Below are 16,036 nucleotides of genomic sequence, written 5' to 3'. Positions count from 1 at the left end.
CGCTGTTATTTGGCGGCCAGCCAGACCCGGGCGAAATTGCTCTGGCTGTGGTCGAAGGTATCGGTGACGTTGCGCAGGCGCTTGTCCCACACGCCGAACCAGCGGAACTCGAACAGGTTGAGCAGCGCCAGGTCTTGCTGCGCCAGCTTCTGGAAGTCCTGGTAGAGCCGCACGCGGCGCGCCGGGTCCGGCTCCACCTGGGCCGCTTCGAGCAGGCGGTCGGCTTCCGGGCTGGCGTAGCCGGAGGCGTTCTGCCACGGCGTGCCCTTCGATTCGGCCTTGGACCAGTAATGCTGCTCCACGCCGATCTGCGGATCCTGCCAGTTGAGGCCCCACGAGCTGACCAGCTGGAAGTTGTAGTCGGTGAAGACGTTCTTGCTCCAGGTGGGCAGGTCCTGCCCGCGCAGGTTCACGTCGATGCCCACCGCGCGCAGCGACTGGCGCACGAACTCGCCGGTGCGGCGGTAGTCGTCGCCGAACGGGATGTAGTCGTGGTCGAGCTTGAAGCGCCAGCCGTCGGCCTTGCGCGGGAAGCCGGCCTCGTCGAGCAGCGCCTCGGCCTTCTTGCGGTCGTACGGGTATTGCTGGGTATCGCGCGTGTAGAAGGTCTTGAGCAGCGACGACACCGGCCCGGTGGCGGGCACCGCGTAGCCGCCCCACACGGTCTTGACCAGCGCCTGGACGTTGATCGCGTGCAGGATGGCCTGGCGCACCTTGAGCTTGCCGATGATGGGGTCGCGCAGGTTGGGGATCAGCCACAGCCAGCCGGCGAAGCCGTTGTAGCCCTCGGTGCTGACCACCAGGTTGGGCGACTTGGCCAGGCGGTCGGCGTCGGCGAAGGTGACCGGGTTGCGCTCGCCGTACTGCACCGCGCCGGTCTCCAGCGCGGTGGCGCGGCCGGCCACGTCGGGGATGATCTTGAAGGTGAGCTTGTCGAGGTAGGGCAGGCCCGGCGCCCAGTATTTGTCGAAGCGCTCCAGCGCGATGTGCTGGCCGCGCACCCACTCCTTGAACACGAACGGGCCGGTGCCGACCGGCTTGTTGTTGTACGGGTTGTTGGGGATGTCGGTGTTCTCGTACAGGTGGCGCGGCAGCACCGGCGCGGCCACCACGTCGAGCGCGTTGAGGATCACCGGGGTCGGCTTGGCCAGCGTGAGCACCACCGTGTAGTTGTCGGGCGTGTCCACCTTGCGCAGGTGCTGGAACACGCGCCGCGCGGTCGGCGCGTACTTGGGCCAGATCTGCTCGGCGGAGAACCTGACGTCGGCCGCGGTGAAGGGCTTGCCGTCGTGCCACAGCGCGTTGCGGCGCAGCTTGATGCGCACGGTCAGGCCGTCGGGCGAGATGTCCACGCTCTCGGCCAGCTGCGGGCGCGGCTTGAGATCGGGGCCGTAGTCGAGCAGGCCGTCGAAGATCTTGCTGACCACGGTGCGGCCCGGGGTCGAGGTATTGATGAAGAAGGCCAGCGTGGGCGGCTCGGGGTGCACCACGGCATCGAGCGCGCCGCCGCGGCTTGCGCCTTGCTCGGTATTCGGCAAGGCCTTGTCCAGCGCCTGCGCCTCGGGCAGCAGGCCGCCGAACAGGCCGCCGGCCAGCAGCGCGCCGCCGGCGCCGAGCCATTGGCGGCGTTGCGGGCTCTGGAGGTCGGCGGTGCCCGGCGAGACGGCGTCGGCAGCGGAGGTCGGAGCGGCGAAGGGATGGTCGGGTGCGGTCATGGGGCGTCTATGGAGCGTCTGAGGGCCGGAAGGCGGAAGGTTGAGAGAGGCGAAGGAACGAAGACAGCGGGACAGAAGAACAGGAGAACGAAAGCGAGGGACGAAGGCGGCGGCGAGGTTGCGCGGCGAAGCCGAGGCGACCAAGCGGACTCGGACCGCCTCAGCCCGCCAGCGCCAGTTGCGGCGGCGCCGGCGCGTCGTCGCGGTCCGGCGGCGCGGCGCCCGGCACGGCGGCCAGCAGCGCGCGCGTGTACGGGTGCCGCGGGCTGGTCCACAGCGACTCGGGCGTGCCGGTTTCGACGATGCGCCCGGCCTGCATCACGCACATGCGGTCGGCGATGTAGCGCACCACCGACAGGTCGTGCGAGATGAACAGGTAGGTCAGGCCATGCTCGGCCTTCAGGTCGGCCAGCAGGTTCAGGATCTGGGCCTGGATCGACACGTCCAGCGCCGAGACCGGCTCGTCGCAGATCACCAGTTCCGGGCGCAGCACCAGCGCCCGCGCAATGGCGATGCGCTGGCGCTGCCCGCCGGAGAACTCGTGCGGATAGCGCCCGGCCGCGCCGCGGCCCAGGCCGACGTCGTCGAGGATGGCGGCGATGCGGCGCGCGCGCTCGGCGCGCTCGCGCACGCCGTGGATGGCCAGCGCGTGGCCGAGGATGTCTTCCACGCGCTGGCGCGGGTTGAGCGAACCGTAGGGGTCCTGGAACACCATCTGCACGCGGCGGCGCCACGGCAGCAGCGCGGACGGCGCCAGCGCCAGCAGGTCCTGCCCGTCGAACAGCACGCGCCCGGCATCGGCCTGCGCCAGCCGCACGATGGCGCGCGACAGGCTGGACTTGCCGCAGCCCGATTCGCCCACCAGCCCGACCGTCTCGCCGGCGGCGATGTCGAGCGACAGGCCATCCACCGCGCGCACGCGCTGGTGGCCGTCGCCTGGGTAGCTCAAGGTCAGGTCTTGCACCGACAGCAGCGGCGCGGCGCCGGCGGTGGCGGCGCGGGACGCCGCCCGCGGCGCCGCGGGCGGCGTCACCAGGCGGAAATCGCCGTCGCCGTCGGCGCGGATCTCGGCCAGCCGGTCGCGGCTGTAGTGCAGGCCGTTGGCGACGTGCAGCGAGGCGCCGAGCAGGCCGCGCGTGTAGGCATGGGCCGGCGCGGCGAACACGTCCGCGGTGGCGCCTTCCTCCAGCTTGCGCCCGCCATGCATCACCGCCACGCGGTCGGCATAGTCGGCCACCACGCCGAGGTCGTGCGTGATCAGCAGTACCGCCATGCCGAGCTCGCGGCGCAGGCTGTCGATCAGGGCCAGGATCTGCGCCTGGATGGTGACGTCGAGCGCGGTGGTGGGCTCGTCGGCGATCAGCAGGCGCGGCCCGCAGGCCACCGCCATGGCGATCATGATGCGCTGGCGCTGGCCGCCGGAGAACTCGTGCGGATAGGCGTCGAAGCGGCGCGCGGGCTCGGGCAGGCGCACCAGTTCGAGCAGCTCGATGGCGCGTGCGCGCGCGGCGCCCCGCGACAGCGGCTGGTGCAGCGTGATGGCCTCGGCAACCTGCCGGCCCACGCTGAGCACGGGGTTCAGCGAGGTCATCGGCTCCTGGAAGATCATCGACAGGCTGCGCCCGCGCTCGGCGCTCAGGGCGCGCTCGCCCAGGCCGGCCAGCTCGCGGCCGTCCAGCCGCACGCTGCCGGTGCTGCGCGCATAAGCGGGCAGCAGGCCCATCAGCGCCAGCGCGGCGCTCGACTTGCCGCAGCCGGATTCGCCGACCAGCGCCAGCATCTCGCCCGCGGCGATCTGCAGGTCGAGTCCTTGCACGGCATGCTTGCCGGGAAAACGCACGTCGAGCCCGCGCACGGCAAGCAGCGGCGCGGCGATGCTGGCGGTGGGGACGGCGTCGGGGCGGGGAGTCGGGGCAGGAAAAACCATGCGTGCATTGCAGCATGGCACCCCGCGGTCTTCCCACGAATATTTGCGTAGATGCTTACTCGGATATGCGTTTGTGCCGGGCGGCGCGCTGTGCTAGCGCGCGCCGGCGGGGCGCCAGGCCGCGCCGCGGGCCGGCCTGGCGGGACGGCGCGGCTTCGCGGGTGCGCCGCGGCGCATGCCGGCGGCCACGTGGTGGCTGCTGACCCGCGCACAGTTTGCGCAGGCACTGTTGGCGGGCGGGCAGCGCGCGCGTGCGCTTGCCCGCCGTGCTACGGCAGGGCCGGCCCGCGCGCGGCCGTTTTCATGCCGCTTGCGGCGCCGGGAACACCGGCTCGCCGAGGTTCAGCATCAGGCGGTTGGCCCACGCGAAGATGGCGATCGAGTGGATCAGGTCGAGGAGTTCTGCATCGTTCACACCCGCCGCGCGCAGCGCGCGCAGGCTGCCGGCGCCGATCTCGTCGGGCCGCTCGGTGAGCGCGACGGAGAATTGCGCGATGGCCTGCTCGCGCTCGCTGGTGCCGGCGCTGCGCGGGTCTTCGAAGACCTGGGAGATCACATCGTTGCGCTTGGCCAGCTGCTCGAAGCGCTGCGCGTGGACCGAGGCGCAGTACACGCAGCCGTTGACGCGCGACACCACCGTGCTGGCCAGCTCGCGCTCGGCGCGCGCCATGCCGCCGGGCGCGTACATGATGGCGTTGAACGCGGTCGAGCGCTGGCGCAGGATCTCGGGCTGGTGCACCAGGAACAGGTAATAGTCGGACACCTTGGCCTTCGGGTGGCTCTCCTCCAGCACCGCGATCTGCTCGGGCGTGGCCTGGTCCAGCCGGACCACGTCGAGCCAGGCCTTCCAGTCGAGCACTTCGTTGGTGAAGCCGTGCGCCTTGATCGGCGCCTTGGTGAGCGCCGTGGCGGGCACATTGGCGGGGGCGGGCTCCGCGCCGCCCGCGGGCTCCGCGGACGTGCGCGGCGTGTCCAGCGCCTTCAGGCCGGCCACCAGCCGCACCTGGTAGGACAGGAAAGCGATCAGCTGCGCCAGCGTCACCACCTCTGGCGTGGACAGGCCCGCGGCGGGCAGCGTCTTGAGGGCGGCCTCGTCGCCTTCCACCGGCTTTTCGATCAGCGCGCGGGTGAAGGCCAGCATGGCGCGCAGGCGCGCGTCGGCCAGCGTGGCGGGGTCGCCCCGTTCGGCCACCTCGACCAGTGCGGCGTCGGCGCGGGCCGCCGCCAGTCGCTGGCGGTAATGCGCGGCCAGTTCGGGCGAGGGGGTGAGGCGCGCGGCGTAGAGCGCCACCAGCAGGCGCTCGGCGAGCGACAGGCCGGGCAGGGCGGGATCGAACAGGGCGTCATAGCTGCCCTGGGTGGAGGCAGCCACCTTGTCGCGCTGGTGGCGCAGCGCGTGCGTGGCGGAGCCGGCCACCAGGCCGGCTACCTGGTCGACCACGTCGGCGTGGGGATTGGCTTGGGTCATGGCTTGTCTTGCTCTCGGTACGGTTTGGTACGGTTGGTACGGTTGGCTCGGAAATCGGCGGATGCGATGGCGGGATCAGGCCGCCGGCGGCGGGGCCGGCACCCATTCGTCGCCGAAGACCTCGGGTTCGGCAAACGCTTCCAGGTTGGCGAAGTGGGTCTCGATGTCTTCCTGGTAGAGCAACGCGGCAATCCCCTGGCCGAGCCGTCTTGCGCCGTCGCTGATGGCCGGGATGTCGCCCGACACGGTGCCGTGCGTCAGCGCCGCCGGGTAGTTGAAGCAGTGGATGCGCGACAGCCCCGGGCAGGCGCCCGGCGTCTTCTCCAGGAATTCGAAGGCGGGGCCGAGGTCCGGCGAGTCCGACAGTTCCTGGTCTTCCTGCCCCGCGCGCGGCGCGTAGCGGTCGCGCCAGTAGCGGACATGCGGGGCGAAGGCGGCGAATTCGGCGCGGCTGCCGAGCGCGATGCGGAAACCCGTGGAGAACACCAGGAAGTCCAGCTCGAACACGCCCCTGGTGGTGTGCACGCGCAAGGCGCCGCCGGCTGGTTCGACGCGCTCGATGGCGCAGCCGAGGTGGAAGCGCGCGTTCTCGTGGCGCGACACGCGCAGCGTGCTGCCGCGCGGCGGCGGTACCTGCTGCACGTTGATGTAATGGCGGATGCGCCATTTCCATTCGTCCGGCAGGCCCGGATAGCCGTGCGTGAGGCCGGGGTTGCCGGCGCCCTTGCTTTTGTTGACGCGCGGGATGTCGGCGCGGCGGATCAACAGGTCCACGCCGGCCGCGCCCGCTTCCAGCGCGGTGGCCGCGCTGTCCATCGCGGAGGCGCCGGCGCCGACCACGCCCACGCGCTTGCCGCGCAGCGTGCCGTAGTCGAAGGCGTCGCTCGAATGTGCCCACGCCGTGCGCGGCAGTGCCTGCGCGAACGGCGGCACGTAGGCGCCGCCGAGGCCGTCGCGGCCGGTGGCCAGCACCACGCGGCGCGCCAGCACGGTGTGCGCGCCGGCGGGCGCGCGCAGCTCGAGCGCCACCAGCCCGTCGGCGCGCGGCAGCACGCGCGCCACGCTGTGCTCGTTGCGGATGTCCAGCTCCAGCACGCGGCGGTACCAGCGCAGGTAGTCCATCCATTGCAGGCGCGGGATCTTGTCCAGCGCCTCCCAGGCCGCCGCGCCGAAGCGGGCCTCGAACCAGGCGCGGAAGGTCAGCGCGGGCAGGCCGAGCGCGGGGCCGGTGAGCTGCTTGGGCGAGCGCAGCGTTTCCATGCGCGCGGTGGTGGCCCACGGGCCTTCGAAGCCTTCGGGAGCACGGTCGAAGATGCGCACGCCGATGCCGAGGTGCTTGAGCGTGGCGGCGGCGGCCATGCCGGCCATGCCGCCGCCGATCACGGCCACGTCCAGCACCGGCTGGCCGTCATGCGTGCGCGGCGGGCTCCAGGGCCGGGCGGGCAGTTCCAGCCAGGCCAGGTCCTGGCGCAGGCGGGCTTCCAGCGCGGCCAGTCCTTCGGCGCCGGCACCGGCGGTGGGAAGTGGGGTCAGGGTCATGATGGGTCGGTCTCTGTGTCGTCCGGGATGCCGGCGGCGCCGTAGAGCGCCTGCAGCAGCGCGCCGTGCTGTTCGGGGCCGCGCTGCGTGAAGTCGGGCAGCAGCGCGCGCGCCGCGCCGGCCAGCGCGTCGATCAGCGCCAGCACCGCGCCGCTGGCCGGGCGGCCCTGCGGCGTGATCACGCCGAAGTAGAACGGGATGTCGGCGTCGATGGGGCGCACCACGATGTCGGCCAGCGGCACGCCGCGCGCGGTCACCGGCTCCAGCACGGCAATGCCCAGGCCGGCGCGCACCGAGGTCAGCGCATTGAAGGACGAGTTGGTATTGATCAGCGCGGCCGGCTTCACGCCAGCACGGGCCAGGCCTTCGTCCAGGCGCCGGCGCAGCCGGTACGGGTTGTGCATGGTGATGATGCGCCGGCCGCTGCACGCCGCCAGCGGGATGGTGGCGCGCGCGGCGAGCGGGTCGTCGGCGCGCACCGCGGCCACGCAGGCGGCCTGCCCGATCCAGTGCACCGTCACGCCCGGGTGCTCCAGCGGCAGGCTGGTCACGCCGATCTCGGCGGCGCCGGTCAGCACCGCGTGCACCACTTTCTCGGGGAACAGGCTGTCGATGTGGATCTGGCTGGACTGACCCGCCACGCCCCGCTCGTTGCCCGCGCGGTCCCGCGCATGGTCCGGCTGGCGGCCGGCCAGCGCCAGCGGCAGCAGCCCGGCCGCCAGCGCCGGGGTGGCGGCGACATGCAGCGGCCGGTGTTCCTCGCGGGCGATCTCGCCGGCGCGCGCGCGGATCTGCCTGAGGCCCACCAGCGCGTGCTCCACTTCCTCGTACAGCAGGAAGCCGCGCTCGGTGGGCGTCACGCGCGGGCCGCTGCGCACGAACAGCGCGAAGCCGATTTCCGCCTCCAGCTCCTGGATCAGCCGCGTGATGACCGGCTGCGAGCGGCCCAGCAGGCGGCCCGCGGCGGTGACGCTGCCGCTGGTGATGACGGCCGCGAAGGCTTCGAGTTGACGGATTTCCATGCCTGAGGCGCCGCGGGGCGCAGGGGTGCCGCTTCGATGTATGCGATTATCGAATTCTGCGCCATCCAGTATTCTGATTGCAAATACTATTTGCGCATCCTAATTTCCGCATTCCATCATTCGGCGCCCGCAACGGAGAGCCACAGGGGCCTGCAGGCGCCGGAGCCAGCACGTATCATGCAAGGCACAGGCGCCGCCCTCCGCGCGGCGCACCTCAGGAAAGTCCCCTTGACTCAGGCATCCCGAAGCGCCCGCATCAGCCCATTGCGCGCCTGGCTGGCCATGGCCCTGTGCTGGGCGCTGGCGGGGCTGGCCGCGCCGGCCCAGGCCGACACGCTGCGCATCGGCTCCAAGCGCTTCACCGAGTCCTATATCCTCGGCGAGATCCTCACGCTGACCGCGGCCCCGCACGCCAGCGTGCAGAACACGCCCGGCCTGGGCAACACGGCCATCGTGTTCGAGGCGCTCAAGTCCGGCAGCATCGACCTCTATCCCGACTACACCGGCACCATCGCCGCCGAGATCCTCAAGCTGCCGCCCGACGCCAGCCTCGGGCAGATCAACCAGGCGCTGGCGCCGCTGGGGCTGGCGGCCGGCATCCGCTTCGGCTTCGACGACACCTACGCGCTGGCCATGACCGCCGCCCGCGCAAGCCAGCTCCACGTCGCCACGCTGGACGACCTGGCCGCGCACCCGGCGCTGCACCTGGGGCTGTCGCAGGAGTTCCTCGGGCGGGCCGACGGCTGGCCCGGGCTGGCGCGTGCCTACCGTCTGCCGCAGCGCCCCACCGGGCTGGACCATGGCGTGGCCTACGAAGCGCTGGCCAGCGGGCAGGTCGACGTGATCGACATCTATTCCACCGACGCCAAGATCCGCAAGTACGGCCTGCGCGTGCTGGCCGACGACCGCCACTACTTCCCCGGCTACGAAGCCGTGGTGCTCTACCGGCGCGACGTGCCGCAGCGCTTTCCCGCCGCGTGGCAGGCGCTGACGGGCCTGGCCGGCAAGATCAGCGCGGCCGACATGGTGGCCATGAACGCCGCCGCCGAGCTGGACGGCGATTCGTTCGCCACGGTGGCGCGCAACTTCCTGGCGCGCGGCATCGGCGGGGTGGTGTCGGCCGAGCGCGGCGCGCGCGCCGGGCTGGCCGGCATCCTGTTCAGCCGCGACACGCTGCGCCTGACCTGGCGCCACCTGGCGCTGGTGCTGGGCGCGGTCGGGGCGGCCACCTTGCTGGGGGTGCCGCTGGGCATCCTGGCCGCGCGCCGGCCCCGGCTGGGGCAGGTGCTGCTGGCGGCGGTGAGCGTGCTGCAGACGGTGCCGTCGCTGGCGCTGCTGGCGATGCTGATCCCGCTGCTGGGGCGCATCGGCGTGTGGCCGGCGCTGGTGGCGCTGTTCCTCTACGCGCTGCTGCCCATCGTCGGCAACACGCTGACCGGGCTGCAGCAAGTGTCCCCCGGCATGCGCGACGCGGCGCGCGCGCTGGGCTTCCGGCCCGGGCAGGTGCTGCGGCTGGTGGAGCTGCCGCTGTCGATGCCGGTGCTGCTGGCCGGCATCAAGACCGCCACCATCATCAGCGTGGGCACGGCCACCATCGCCGCCTTCGTCGGCGCGGGCGGCTACGGCGAGCGCATCGTCATGGGGCTGGCGCTGAACGACGACCGCCTGCTGATGGGCGGCGCGATCCCCGCCGCCGCGCTGGCGCTGCTGGCGCAGGGCGGCTTCGCGCTGGCCGAACGCTACCTCGGCCGGCACCGGCGCGCGGGCGCGCGCTGAGCGGCGCTAGCGCGGCAGTTGCGCCCTGGCGAGCGTGCCGAGCGTCGCCACCGCGGCCTCCACCGCATCGCTCCACAGGTGGCCGTAGTTCAGCCGGATGCAGTTGCGGTAGCCCTGCCGCGCCGAGAAGATCGGCCCCGGCGCGATGCCGATGCCGTGCTCCAGCGCCGCGCGGTGCAGCGCCAGCGCATCGAACCCTTCGGGAAACTCCACCCACAGGAAATAGCCGCCGTCGGGCCGCGAGACCCGCACCGAGTCCGGGAAGTGGCGGCCGATCGCGGCGATCAGCTGGCCCTGCTGTATCTCCAGCACATGGCGCAGGCGCCGCAGGTGCTTGTCGTAGCCGCCGTTCTGCAGGTATTCCGCCAGCGCCACCTGGGTCGGCACGCCGGCCGACAGCGTGGTCATCAGGCGCAGGCGCTGGATGGCTTGGCCATAGCGGCCCGGCGCCACCCAGCCCACGCGGAAGCCCGGCGCCAGCGTCTTGGAGAAAGAGCTGCAATGCATCACCAGCCCCTCCTGGTCGAAGGCCTTGGCGGGCAGCGGGCAGCGATTGCCGAAATACAGCTCGCCGTACACGTCGTCCTCGATCAGCGGCACGCGGTGGCGCGCCAGCAGTTCCACCAGCGCCTGCTTGCGCGCCTCGGACATGCTGGCGCCCAGCGGGTTCTGGAACTGCGTCATGAACCAGCAGGCCTTGATCGGATGGCGCGCGAGCGCGGCCTCCAGCGCGTCGAGGTCGATGCCTTCGCGCGAGTCCACCGGGATCTCCACCGCGCGCAGGCGCAGGCGCTCCAGCGCCTGCAGCGAGGCGTAGAAGCCCGGCGATTCGATCGCCACCACGTCGCCGGGCTGGGTCACCGCCATCAGGCACAGGTTGAGCGCCTCCAGCGCGCCGCTGGTGACGACGATTTCCTCGGTGGGCTGCGGCGCGCCCGCGCCGAGGTAGCGCAGCCCGATCTGCTGGCGCAGCGCGAGGTGCCCGGCCGCCATGTCGCTGACCGAGTACCACGGGTCCAGCTCGCGGCCCGCGCGCGCCAGCGACTTGCCCAGCCGCTCCCACGGGAACAGTTCCGGCGAAGGGAAGGCCGAGCCGAGCTGGATCAGCCGCGGGTCGCGCGCGGCGTCCAGCACGGAGAAGACCAGCTTGGAGATGTCGACGTCGGTGGAGACCTGCTGGGCGGGACGCGGCGCGGGCTGCGGCAGCGGCAGCGTGCGCCCGACCGGCCCGGTCACGTAGTAGCCCGAGCGCTCGCGCGCGCGCACCAGTCCGCGCTCCTCCAGCCGGTAGTAGGCCTGGAACGCGGTGGCCGGGCTCACGCTGTACTGCGCCACGGTCTTGCGGATGGACGGCATCTTGGTGCCGGGCGGCAGGCTGCCGTTGCGGATGTCCTTGGCCAGCGTTTCCGCCAGTTCTTCGTAGCGCTTCATGGGCAGGGCCGGCCCGGCGAGCGGGGCGGCAATCAAACTGATACGCAAAATTATCGCCGATCTGATGCTGTTATTGCTTGCCGGCAGCGACGATAATCGCTAGCAACCCGTAGAGGCTTTGCGCCCCGGTCCTCCCCGGCGGCGCAAGGCGGCATGGAAGGAAGAGCAAAATGAACCCCTTGAGATTGGTGACCACCGTGTTGTGGGGATTCCTCGGCCTGCGCCGCGGCGAGGAGCACATGCGCGACCTGCAGGCGGTGCGGCCGGTCCCGCTGATCCTGACCGGCGTGGCCCTGGCCGCTGGCCTGGTGCTGCTGCTGGTCACGCTCGCGCATTGGGCGGTGACGCACGCTTGAGCGCAACGGCGCCGTGCCGGCCTGGCCGGCGGCCGCCGGACCGGGCCCGCCGCGCGCGGGCCGCGCCGCGTTGGCCGGGCGGCGCCGACCACAAGAAAACGACGACATGAGCCTCTTCCCCGGGCGGCCCGCCGCTGCCGATGGTTTTTCCGACCGCTTGTCCGGCGGCCTGCGCCGCGCTCTCGGCGCCGTCCTGCTGCTGGCCGGCTGCGCCGGGCTGGCGCCGCCGGCCGCGGCCCAGCCCGCCGATGCTGCCGGCAGCGCGCGCGTCGAGCGCGGCCGCTACCTCGCCAGGGTCGCCAACTGCGCGGCCTGCCATACGGCGCCCGGCGGCGCGCCGTTCGCGGGCGGCCTGCCGCTGCGCACCGGCGTGGGCACCGTCTATTCCACCAACATCACGCCCGACGCGGAGACCGGCATCGGCGGCTACAGCCTCGCGGAGTTCGACCGCGCGCTGCGCGAGGGCGTGGCGAAGCACGGCAAGCGGCTTTATCCGGCCATGCCTTACCCGTCCTACGCCAGGCTGGCCGAGCCCGACGTGCAGGCGCTCTACGCCTACCTGCGCGCCGAGGTGCGGCCGGTGCGCCGGGAGGCCGCCGCGCCCGAGATGCGCTGGCCGTTCGGCATGCGCTGGCTGCTGCGCGTGTGGAACTGGCTGTTCCTGGAGCGCGGGCCGGTGCACGCCGGCACCGGCCAGAGCGCCGAGTGGCAGCGCGGCGCCTACCTGGTGCAGGCGGTGGCCCACTGCGGCGCCTGCCACACGCCGCGCGGCACGCTGCTGGCCGAGCGCGGGCTGGACGAGCGCAGCCGGCATTTCCTGGCCGGCGCCAGCGTGGACGGCTGGGCCTCCACCAGCCTGCGCGGCGATCCGCGCACCGGGCTGGGCGGCTGGTCGCGCGAGGAGATCGCCGAATACCTGCACACCGGCCGCAACGCGCATGCCACCTCGTTCGGGCCGATGTCCGAGGTGATCGCGTCTTCCACGCAGTTCATGAGCCGCCCGGACCTGGAGGCGGTTGCCACCTACCTCAAGTCCATCCCCGGCGCGCGCGACGAGGCGCCGTACCGCTATGACGCCGCCACCGCGGAGCGGCTGGCGCAGGGCCGCTTCGACGCGGCCGGCGCGCGCCAGTACGCGGAGTTCTGCATGCCGTGCCACGGCGCCGGCGGCAAGGGCTTCGCGCGGGTCTTCCCGCCGCTGGCAGGCAATCCCGCCGTGATGGACCCGGACCCGTCGGCGCTGGCCAGCCTGCTGCTCGACGGCGCCGTCACGGCCCAGGTCGGCACCGCCGCCACCGACTATCACATGCCCGGCTACGGCTGGACGCTGGACAACCAGGAGCTGGCCAACGTGCTGACCTTCATCCGCGCCGGCTGGGGCAACGGCGCCAGCCCCGTCAACGAGGCCACGGTAGCCGCGCGCCGCGCCGAGCTCGACCGCCGCAAGCCGGCGGCGGCCGGGCGCTGAGCCCGCGCCGCGCCCAGGCCAGCGAAGAAAAAACGACATGACCCCATGACCCCATGACCATCACGCGCAGGGATTTCCTCAACGGCGCCGCGCTCACCATCGCCGCCGGCCTGGCGCCGGCCAGCTTGCTGCAGGCCGCCGAACGCGGCGCGGGCGCGGCCTACCCGCCGGCGCTCACCGGGCTGCGCGGCAACCACGCCGGCACCTACACGCTGGCGCACAGCCTGGCGCGCGAAGGCGCCAGATACCCGGGCGTGATGGCGCGCGAGGTGTTCGACCTGGTGGTGGTGGGCGGCGGCATCAGCGGGCTGGCGGCGGCGTGGTTCTACCAGCGCCGCTTCGGCGCCGGCAAGCGCATCCTGATCCTCGACAACCACGACGATTTCGGCGGCCACGCCAAGCGCAACGAGTTCACCGTGCGCGGCCAGAAGCTGGTCACCTACGGCGGCAGCGCCGACATGCCCGCGGCGGCGCTCGACAGCCGCGCGGTGGCCACGCTGCTGGCCGGGCTGGGCGTGGACACGAAGCGGCCGCCGCCGGCCGCGCCCGATCCTTACCGCGCGCTCGGCATGGGCCGCGCGGTGTTCTTCGACGCCGAGCATTTCGGCCGCGACCAGTTGCTGGCCGGCGATCCGTTCGCCGACCTGATCGATGCGCGGAACGCGGAGAATGCGCGGAACGCCGGCGGCGCGCCGCCATCGCCCGATGCGTTCAGGGCCTTCCTCGACAAGGCGCCGCTGCCGCCGCAGGACCGCGCCGCGCTGGCGCGCCTGGCCGAGGGCGATACCGATTACCTGCCGGGCCTGGGCGAGGCCGAGCGGCTGGCCTACCTCAAGCGCACCCCGTACGCCACCTTCCTGCGCGACAAGGCCGGCCTGGGCCTGGCCGGCCAGCGCTTTTTTCGCAGCCGCGGCAACGACGCCTACGCGCTCGACGCCGACGGCATCTCCGTGTCCGATGCGCTCGCCATCGGCCTGCCCGGCGGCAAGAACATGCCGCCGCCCGGCCGCAATCCGCGCCTGGGCAAGTCGCCGGGCTCCGCGCTATGGTTCCCCGACGGCAACGCCACGCTGGCGCGCCTGCTGGTGCAGAACCTGGTCCCCGGCGTGGCCAAGGGCGCGGGAGCCGATGCCATCGGTGCCGCCGCCTTCGACTACAGCCGGCTCGACACCGAGGACGCCAAGGTCAAGGTGCGCCTGAACAGCACCGCCATCGCCATCGAGCCCGACCAGCGCATCACGCGCGTGACCTATGGCTGGAGCGGCAACCTGCATCGCGTGGAAGCCGCGCACGTGGTGCTGGCCGGCTACAACATGATGATCCCGTTCATCATGCCCGGCCTGCCCGGGCCCCAGAAACAGGCCCTGCGCGCCGACGTCAAGGCGCCGGTGGTCTACAGCAAGGTGGCGCTCGACAACTGGCAGGCCTTCGCCGCCCTCAAGGCCCGCCGCATCCACGCGCCGGCCATGGCCTATACCGACCTGTGGCTGGAAACCCCGGCCGGCGCGCGTCCGGCCGACCCGGTCGTGCTGCACATGCTCTACGTGCCGACCGTGCCGGACAGCGGCATGCCCGCGCGCGACCGTTTCCGCGCCGGCCGCGCGTTCCTGCTCGGCACGCCGTTCAGCACGCTCGAAGCCGGCATCCGCGGCCAGCTCGACCGCATGCTGGCCGGCGGCGGCTTTGCCTCCGGCGAAGTGATCCGCGGCATCACCGTCAACCGCTGGGCGCACGGCTACAGCTACATGCCGAACAGCCTCTACGACGAAGAGGCGGCCGCGCAGGCCACGCTGGAACGCGCGCGCGCCGCCGCGGGCAACGTGGTCATCGCCAACTGCGACAGCGCCGGCAGCCCGTCGCTGACGGCGGCCATCGAGCAGGCGTCGCGGGCGGTGGGGGAACTGGCGGGGTAAGGCGGCAAGGGCGGGGCCAGGGAACGCCGGCACGGCGCCGGGTAGGCCGGCCGGCTAGTTTTCCTGGCGCGCGGGCCCTTCGCGCCATGCGATGCGGTGCGCCGCCTCGGTGGCCCGGTGCCGCGCATCGTCCTCCGTATGCAGGTAGCCGCTGGTGGTGGCGATCGAGGCGTGTCCCAGGTTGTCGCGCACGAAGCGCAGGTCCACCTGGCCATCGGTCATGTGCGAGCCGGCGGTGTGGCGCAGCCAGTGAGCCGAGGCGCTGGCCAGCAGCGCGGCGCGGCTTTCCCACTCCGGGCCGCGCGCGCGCAGGCGGTCCGCCGCCAGCGCGAACACTTCCTTGAGCACCAGGTGCAGCGCGCCGCGCGACAGCGGCTTCGGCGCGCGCGCCTGCCCGATCACCGGCAGCACCAGCGGACGCTCCTCGCCCGGCAGCGGCGCGGGCGGCAGGCCGTGCGCGCGCCGGTAGCGCGCCAGCTCCGCGATCAGCTCATCCGTGGCCGGCACCAGCCGCGTCTTGTTTCCCTTGCCGGTCACTTCCAGCCACCAGCGCTCGGCGCCGTGCGCATCGCGCCGGCAGAAGAACGCGCCCATGGTGGTGCCGGCCGCTTCCGCCGCGCGCAGGCCGCCCAGGTACAGCACCGTCAGCAGCCAGCGGCAGCGCGCCGCATGCAGCCGCTCGCGCTCGCTGTGCGCCGGCATGGCTTCGATGGCGTCCTTCACCGCCTGCCACAGCTCGTGGCTCAGGTAGCGCGTGATCCTGGGCTGGGCGTGGCCGCGCCGCCGGCGCGCCAGGGCCAGCGGGTTGCCGGCCAGGTAGCCGGCCTCCACCAGCCAGGAGAGGAGTGCGTTGATGATCACCAGCGCATGCCGCACGCTGGCCGGCGAGAGCGGGCCGGCGAAAGGCCGCCACGCGGGCGTGCCGCGCGCCAGCTTCTTGCGCGATGCCATCACCCAGCGCGCGGCCGGCTGCGGGTCGGCCAGGAAACGCTCATATGCCAGCAGGTCCTCGTGCGTGAGCGACGACAGCGGCTTGCCGTGCTGCATGACCGACCACAGCAGCAGGCGCTCGGCTTCGCGCCGGTAGCTTTGCAGCGTGGCAGGCGTGTCCCGGTAGCGCGCCAGCCACGCCGCGACGGCGGCCACGTCGTCGCTGGCGGCGATCTGGGGCGTGCCGCCGCGCGCGCGGTTGGCGCCGTCGGCACCGGAGAGCTCGGTGGGCAGGCGCAGTTGTTCGAATGGCGTGCCCGGCGGCGCGGCGAGGGACAGGGTGGGGACGGGCATGCGTGGAAAACGATCTCGAAGCAACTCGGCGCCTAATTATAGGCAGAATATAGACAGAAGCGTAATTATGTCTAAAGTATTGGGCGATTTTCAAGTAATTATACGTATTACGTAGTAATATTTACTAAATACGAATT

The 16,036-nt window shown here is 72.4% G+C and carries 11 protein-coding genes; 4 read left to right on the top strand and 7 right to left on the bottom strand.

The window, feature by feature from the left end:
- Positions 1 to 5 precede the first annotated feature (5 nt).
- The 5 genes from ACKI2N_RS09765 to ACKI2N_RS09745 form a co-directional block, all read right to left on the bottom strand.
- Positions 6 to 1,715 carry an ABC transporter substrate-binding protein gene (locus ACKI2N_RS09765; RefSeq protein WP_420994231.1) on the bottom strand — a complete coding sequence of 570 codons (1,710 nt, stop codon included), beginning with the start codon at positions 1,713 to 1,715 and terminating at the stop codon, positions 6 to 8.
- Between the two features lie 160 nt (positions 1,716 to 1,875).
- Positions 1,876 to 3,642 carry an ABC transporter ATP-binding protein gene (locus ACKI2N_RS09760; protein ID WP_420994230.1) on the bottom strand — a complete coding sequence of 589 codons (1,767 nt, stop codon included), beginning with the start codon at positions 3,640 to 3,642 and terminating at the stop codon, positions 1,876 to 1,878.
- Between the two features lie 301 nt (positions 3,643 to 3,943).
- Complete coding sequence (locus tag ACKI2N_RS09755) at positions 3,944 to 5,110, bottom strand: CMD domain protein (protein ID WP_420994229.1); 1,167 nt, start codon at positions 5,108 to 5,110, stop codon at positions 3,944 to 3,946.
- A 75-nt stretch (positions 5,111 to 5,185) separates the two neighbouring features.
- A complete protein-coding gene (locus ACKI2N_RS09750; RefSeq protein ID WP_420994228.1) occupies positions 5,186 to 6,649 on the bottom strand; it encodes an NAD(P)-binding domain-containing protein in 1,464 nt (487 codons plus the stop codon).
- Complete coding sequence (locus tag ACKI2N_RS09745) at positions 6,646 to 7,671, bottom strand: LysR family transcriptional regulator (RefSeq protein ID WP_420994227.1); 1,026 nt, start codon at positions 7,669 to 7,671, stop codon at positions 6,646 to 6,648. The genes ACKI2N_RS09750 and ACKI2N_RS09745 overlap by 4 nt, the downstream gene beginning before the upstream one ends.
- A gap of 282 nt (positions 7,672 to 7,953) precedes the next feature.
- Here ACKI2N_RS09745 and ACKI2N_RS09740 point away from each other — a divergent pair, with 282 nt between their 5' ends.
- A complete protein-coding gene (locus tag ACKI2N_RS09740) occupies positions 7,954 to 9,447 on the top strand; it encodes a glycine betaine ABC transporter substrate-binding protein (protein WP_420994321.1) in 1,494 nt (497 codons plus the stop codon).
- Between the two features lie 6 nt (positions 9,448 to 9,453).
- On the opposite strand, the gene ACKI2N_RS09735 is transcribed toward ACKI2N_RS09740, so the two are convergent.
- Positions 9,454 to 10,878 (bottom strand): PLP-dependent aminotransferase family protein, encoded by a 1,425-nt coding sequence (locus ACKI2N_RS09735; RefSeq protein ID WP_420994226.1) that lies wholly within the window; start codon positions 10,876 to 10,878, stop codon positions 9,454 to 9,456.
- A gap of 170 nt (positions 10,879 to 11,048) precedes the next feature.
- On the opposite strand from ACKI2N_RS09735, the gene ACKI2N_RS09730 reads away from it, so the two are divergent.
- From ACKI2N_RS09730 to ACKI2N_RS09720, 3 genes are all read left to right on the top strand, one after another.
- The gene (locus ACKI2N_RS09730) at positions 11,049 to 11,234 is read left to right on the top strand and encodes a DUF2970 domain-containing protein (RefSeq protein WP_420994225.1); all 186 of its coding nucleotides are present in this window, start codon (positions 11,049 to 11,051) and stop codon (positions 11,232 to 11,234) included.
- Positions 11,235 to 11,340: 106 nt separating this feature from the next.
- Positions 11,341 to 12,702 (top strand): c-type cytochrome, encoded by a 1,362-nt coding sequence (locus tag ACKI2N_RS09725; protein WP_420994224.1) that lies wholly within the window; start codon positions 11,341 to 11,343, stop codon positions 12,700 to 12,702.
- Positions 12,703 to 12,755: 53 nt separating this feature from the next.
- A complete protein-coding gene (locus ACKI2N_RS09720) occupies positions 12,756 to 14,615 on the top strand; it encodes an FAD-dependent oxidoreductase (protein ID WP_420994223.1) in 1,860 nt (619 codons plus the stop codon).
- Positions 14,616 to 14,669: 54 nt separating this feature from the next.
- Here ACKI2N_RS09720 and ACKI2N_RS09715 read toward each other — a convergent pair whose 3' ends face one another.
- Complete coding sequence (locus ACKI2N_RS09715) at positions 14,670 to 15,899, bottom strand: tyrosine-type recombinase/integrase (protein WP_420994222.1); 1,230 nt, start codon at positions 15,897 to 15,899, stop codon at positions 14,670 to 14,672.
- Positions 15,900 to 16,036 lie beyond the last annotated feature (137 nt).

Source organism: Cupriavidus sp. 30B13 (assembly GCF_049059565.2).
Classification (GTDB): Bacteria; Pseudomonadota; Gammaproteobacteria; order Burkholderiales; family Burkholderiaceae; genus Cupriavidus.
This window is presented reverse-complemented; position numbering and strand designations above follow the sequence as displayed.

What these genes read in the sequence shown, in the direction of transcription:
- ACKI2N_RS09765 (WP_420994231.1), bottom strand. Translation starts at nt 1,715, where the DNA reads ATGACCGCACCCGACCATCCCTTCGCCGCTCCGACCTCCGCTGCCGAC.
- ACKI2N_RS09760 (WP_420994230.1), bottom strand. Translation starts at nt 3,642, where the DNA reads ATGGTTTTTCCTGCCCCGACTCCCCGCCCCGACGCCGTCCCCACCGCC.
- ACKI2N_RS09755 (WP_420994229.1), bottom strand. Translation starts at nt 5,110, where the DNA reads ATGACCCAAGCCAATCCCCACGCCGACGTGGTCGACCAGGTAGCCGGC.
- ACKI2N_RS09750 (WP_420994228.1), bottom strand. Translation starts at nt 6,649, where the DNA reads ATGACCCTGACCCCACTTCCCACCGCCGGTGCCGGCGCCGAAGGACTG.
- ACKI2N_RS09745 (WP_420994227.1), bottom strand. Translation starts at nt 7,671, where the DNA reads ATGGAAATCCGTCAACTCGAAGCCTTCGCGGCCGTCATCACCAGCGGC.
- ACKI2N_RS09740 (WP_420994321.1), top strand. Translation starts at nt 7,954, where the DNA reads ATGGCCCTGTGCTGGGCGCTGGCGGGGCTGGCCGCGCCGGCCCAGGCC.
- ACKI2N_RS09735 (WP_420994226.1), bottom strand. Translation starts at nt 10,878, where the DNA reads ATGAAGCGCTACGAAGAACTGGCGGAAACGCTGGCCAAGGACATCCGC.
- ACKI2N_RS09730 (WP_420994225.1), top strand. Translation starts at nt 11,049, where the DNA reads ATGAACCCCTTGAGATTGGTGACCACCGTGTTGTGGGGATTCCTCGGC.
- ACKI2N_RS09725 (WP_420994224.1), top strand. Translation starts at nt 11,341, where the DNA reads ATGAGCCTCTTCCCCGGGCGGCCCGCCGCTGCCGATGGTTTTTCCGAC.
- ACKI2N_RS09720 (WP_420994223.1), top strand. Translation starts at nt 12,756, where the DNA reads ATGACCATCACGCGCAGGGATTTCCTCAACGGCGCCGCGCTCACCATC.
- ACKI2N_RS09715 (WP_420994222.1), bottom strand. Translation starts at nt 15,899, where the DNA reads ATGCCCGTCCCCACCCTGTCCCTCGCCGCGCCGCCGGGCACGCCATTC.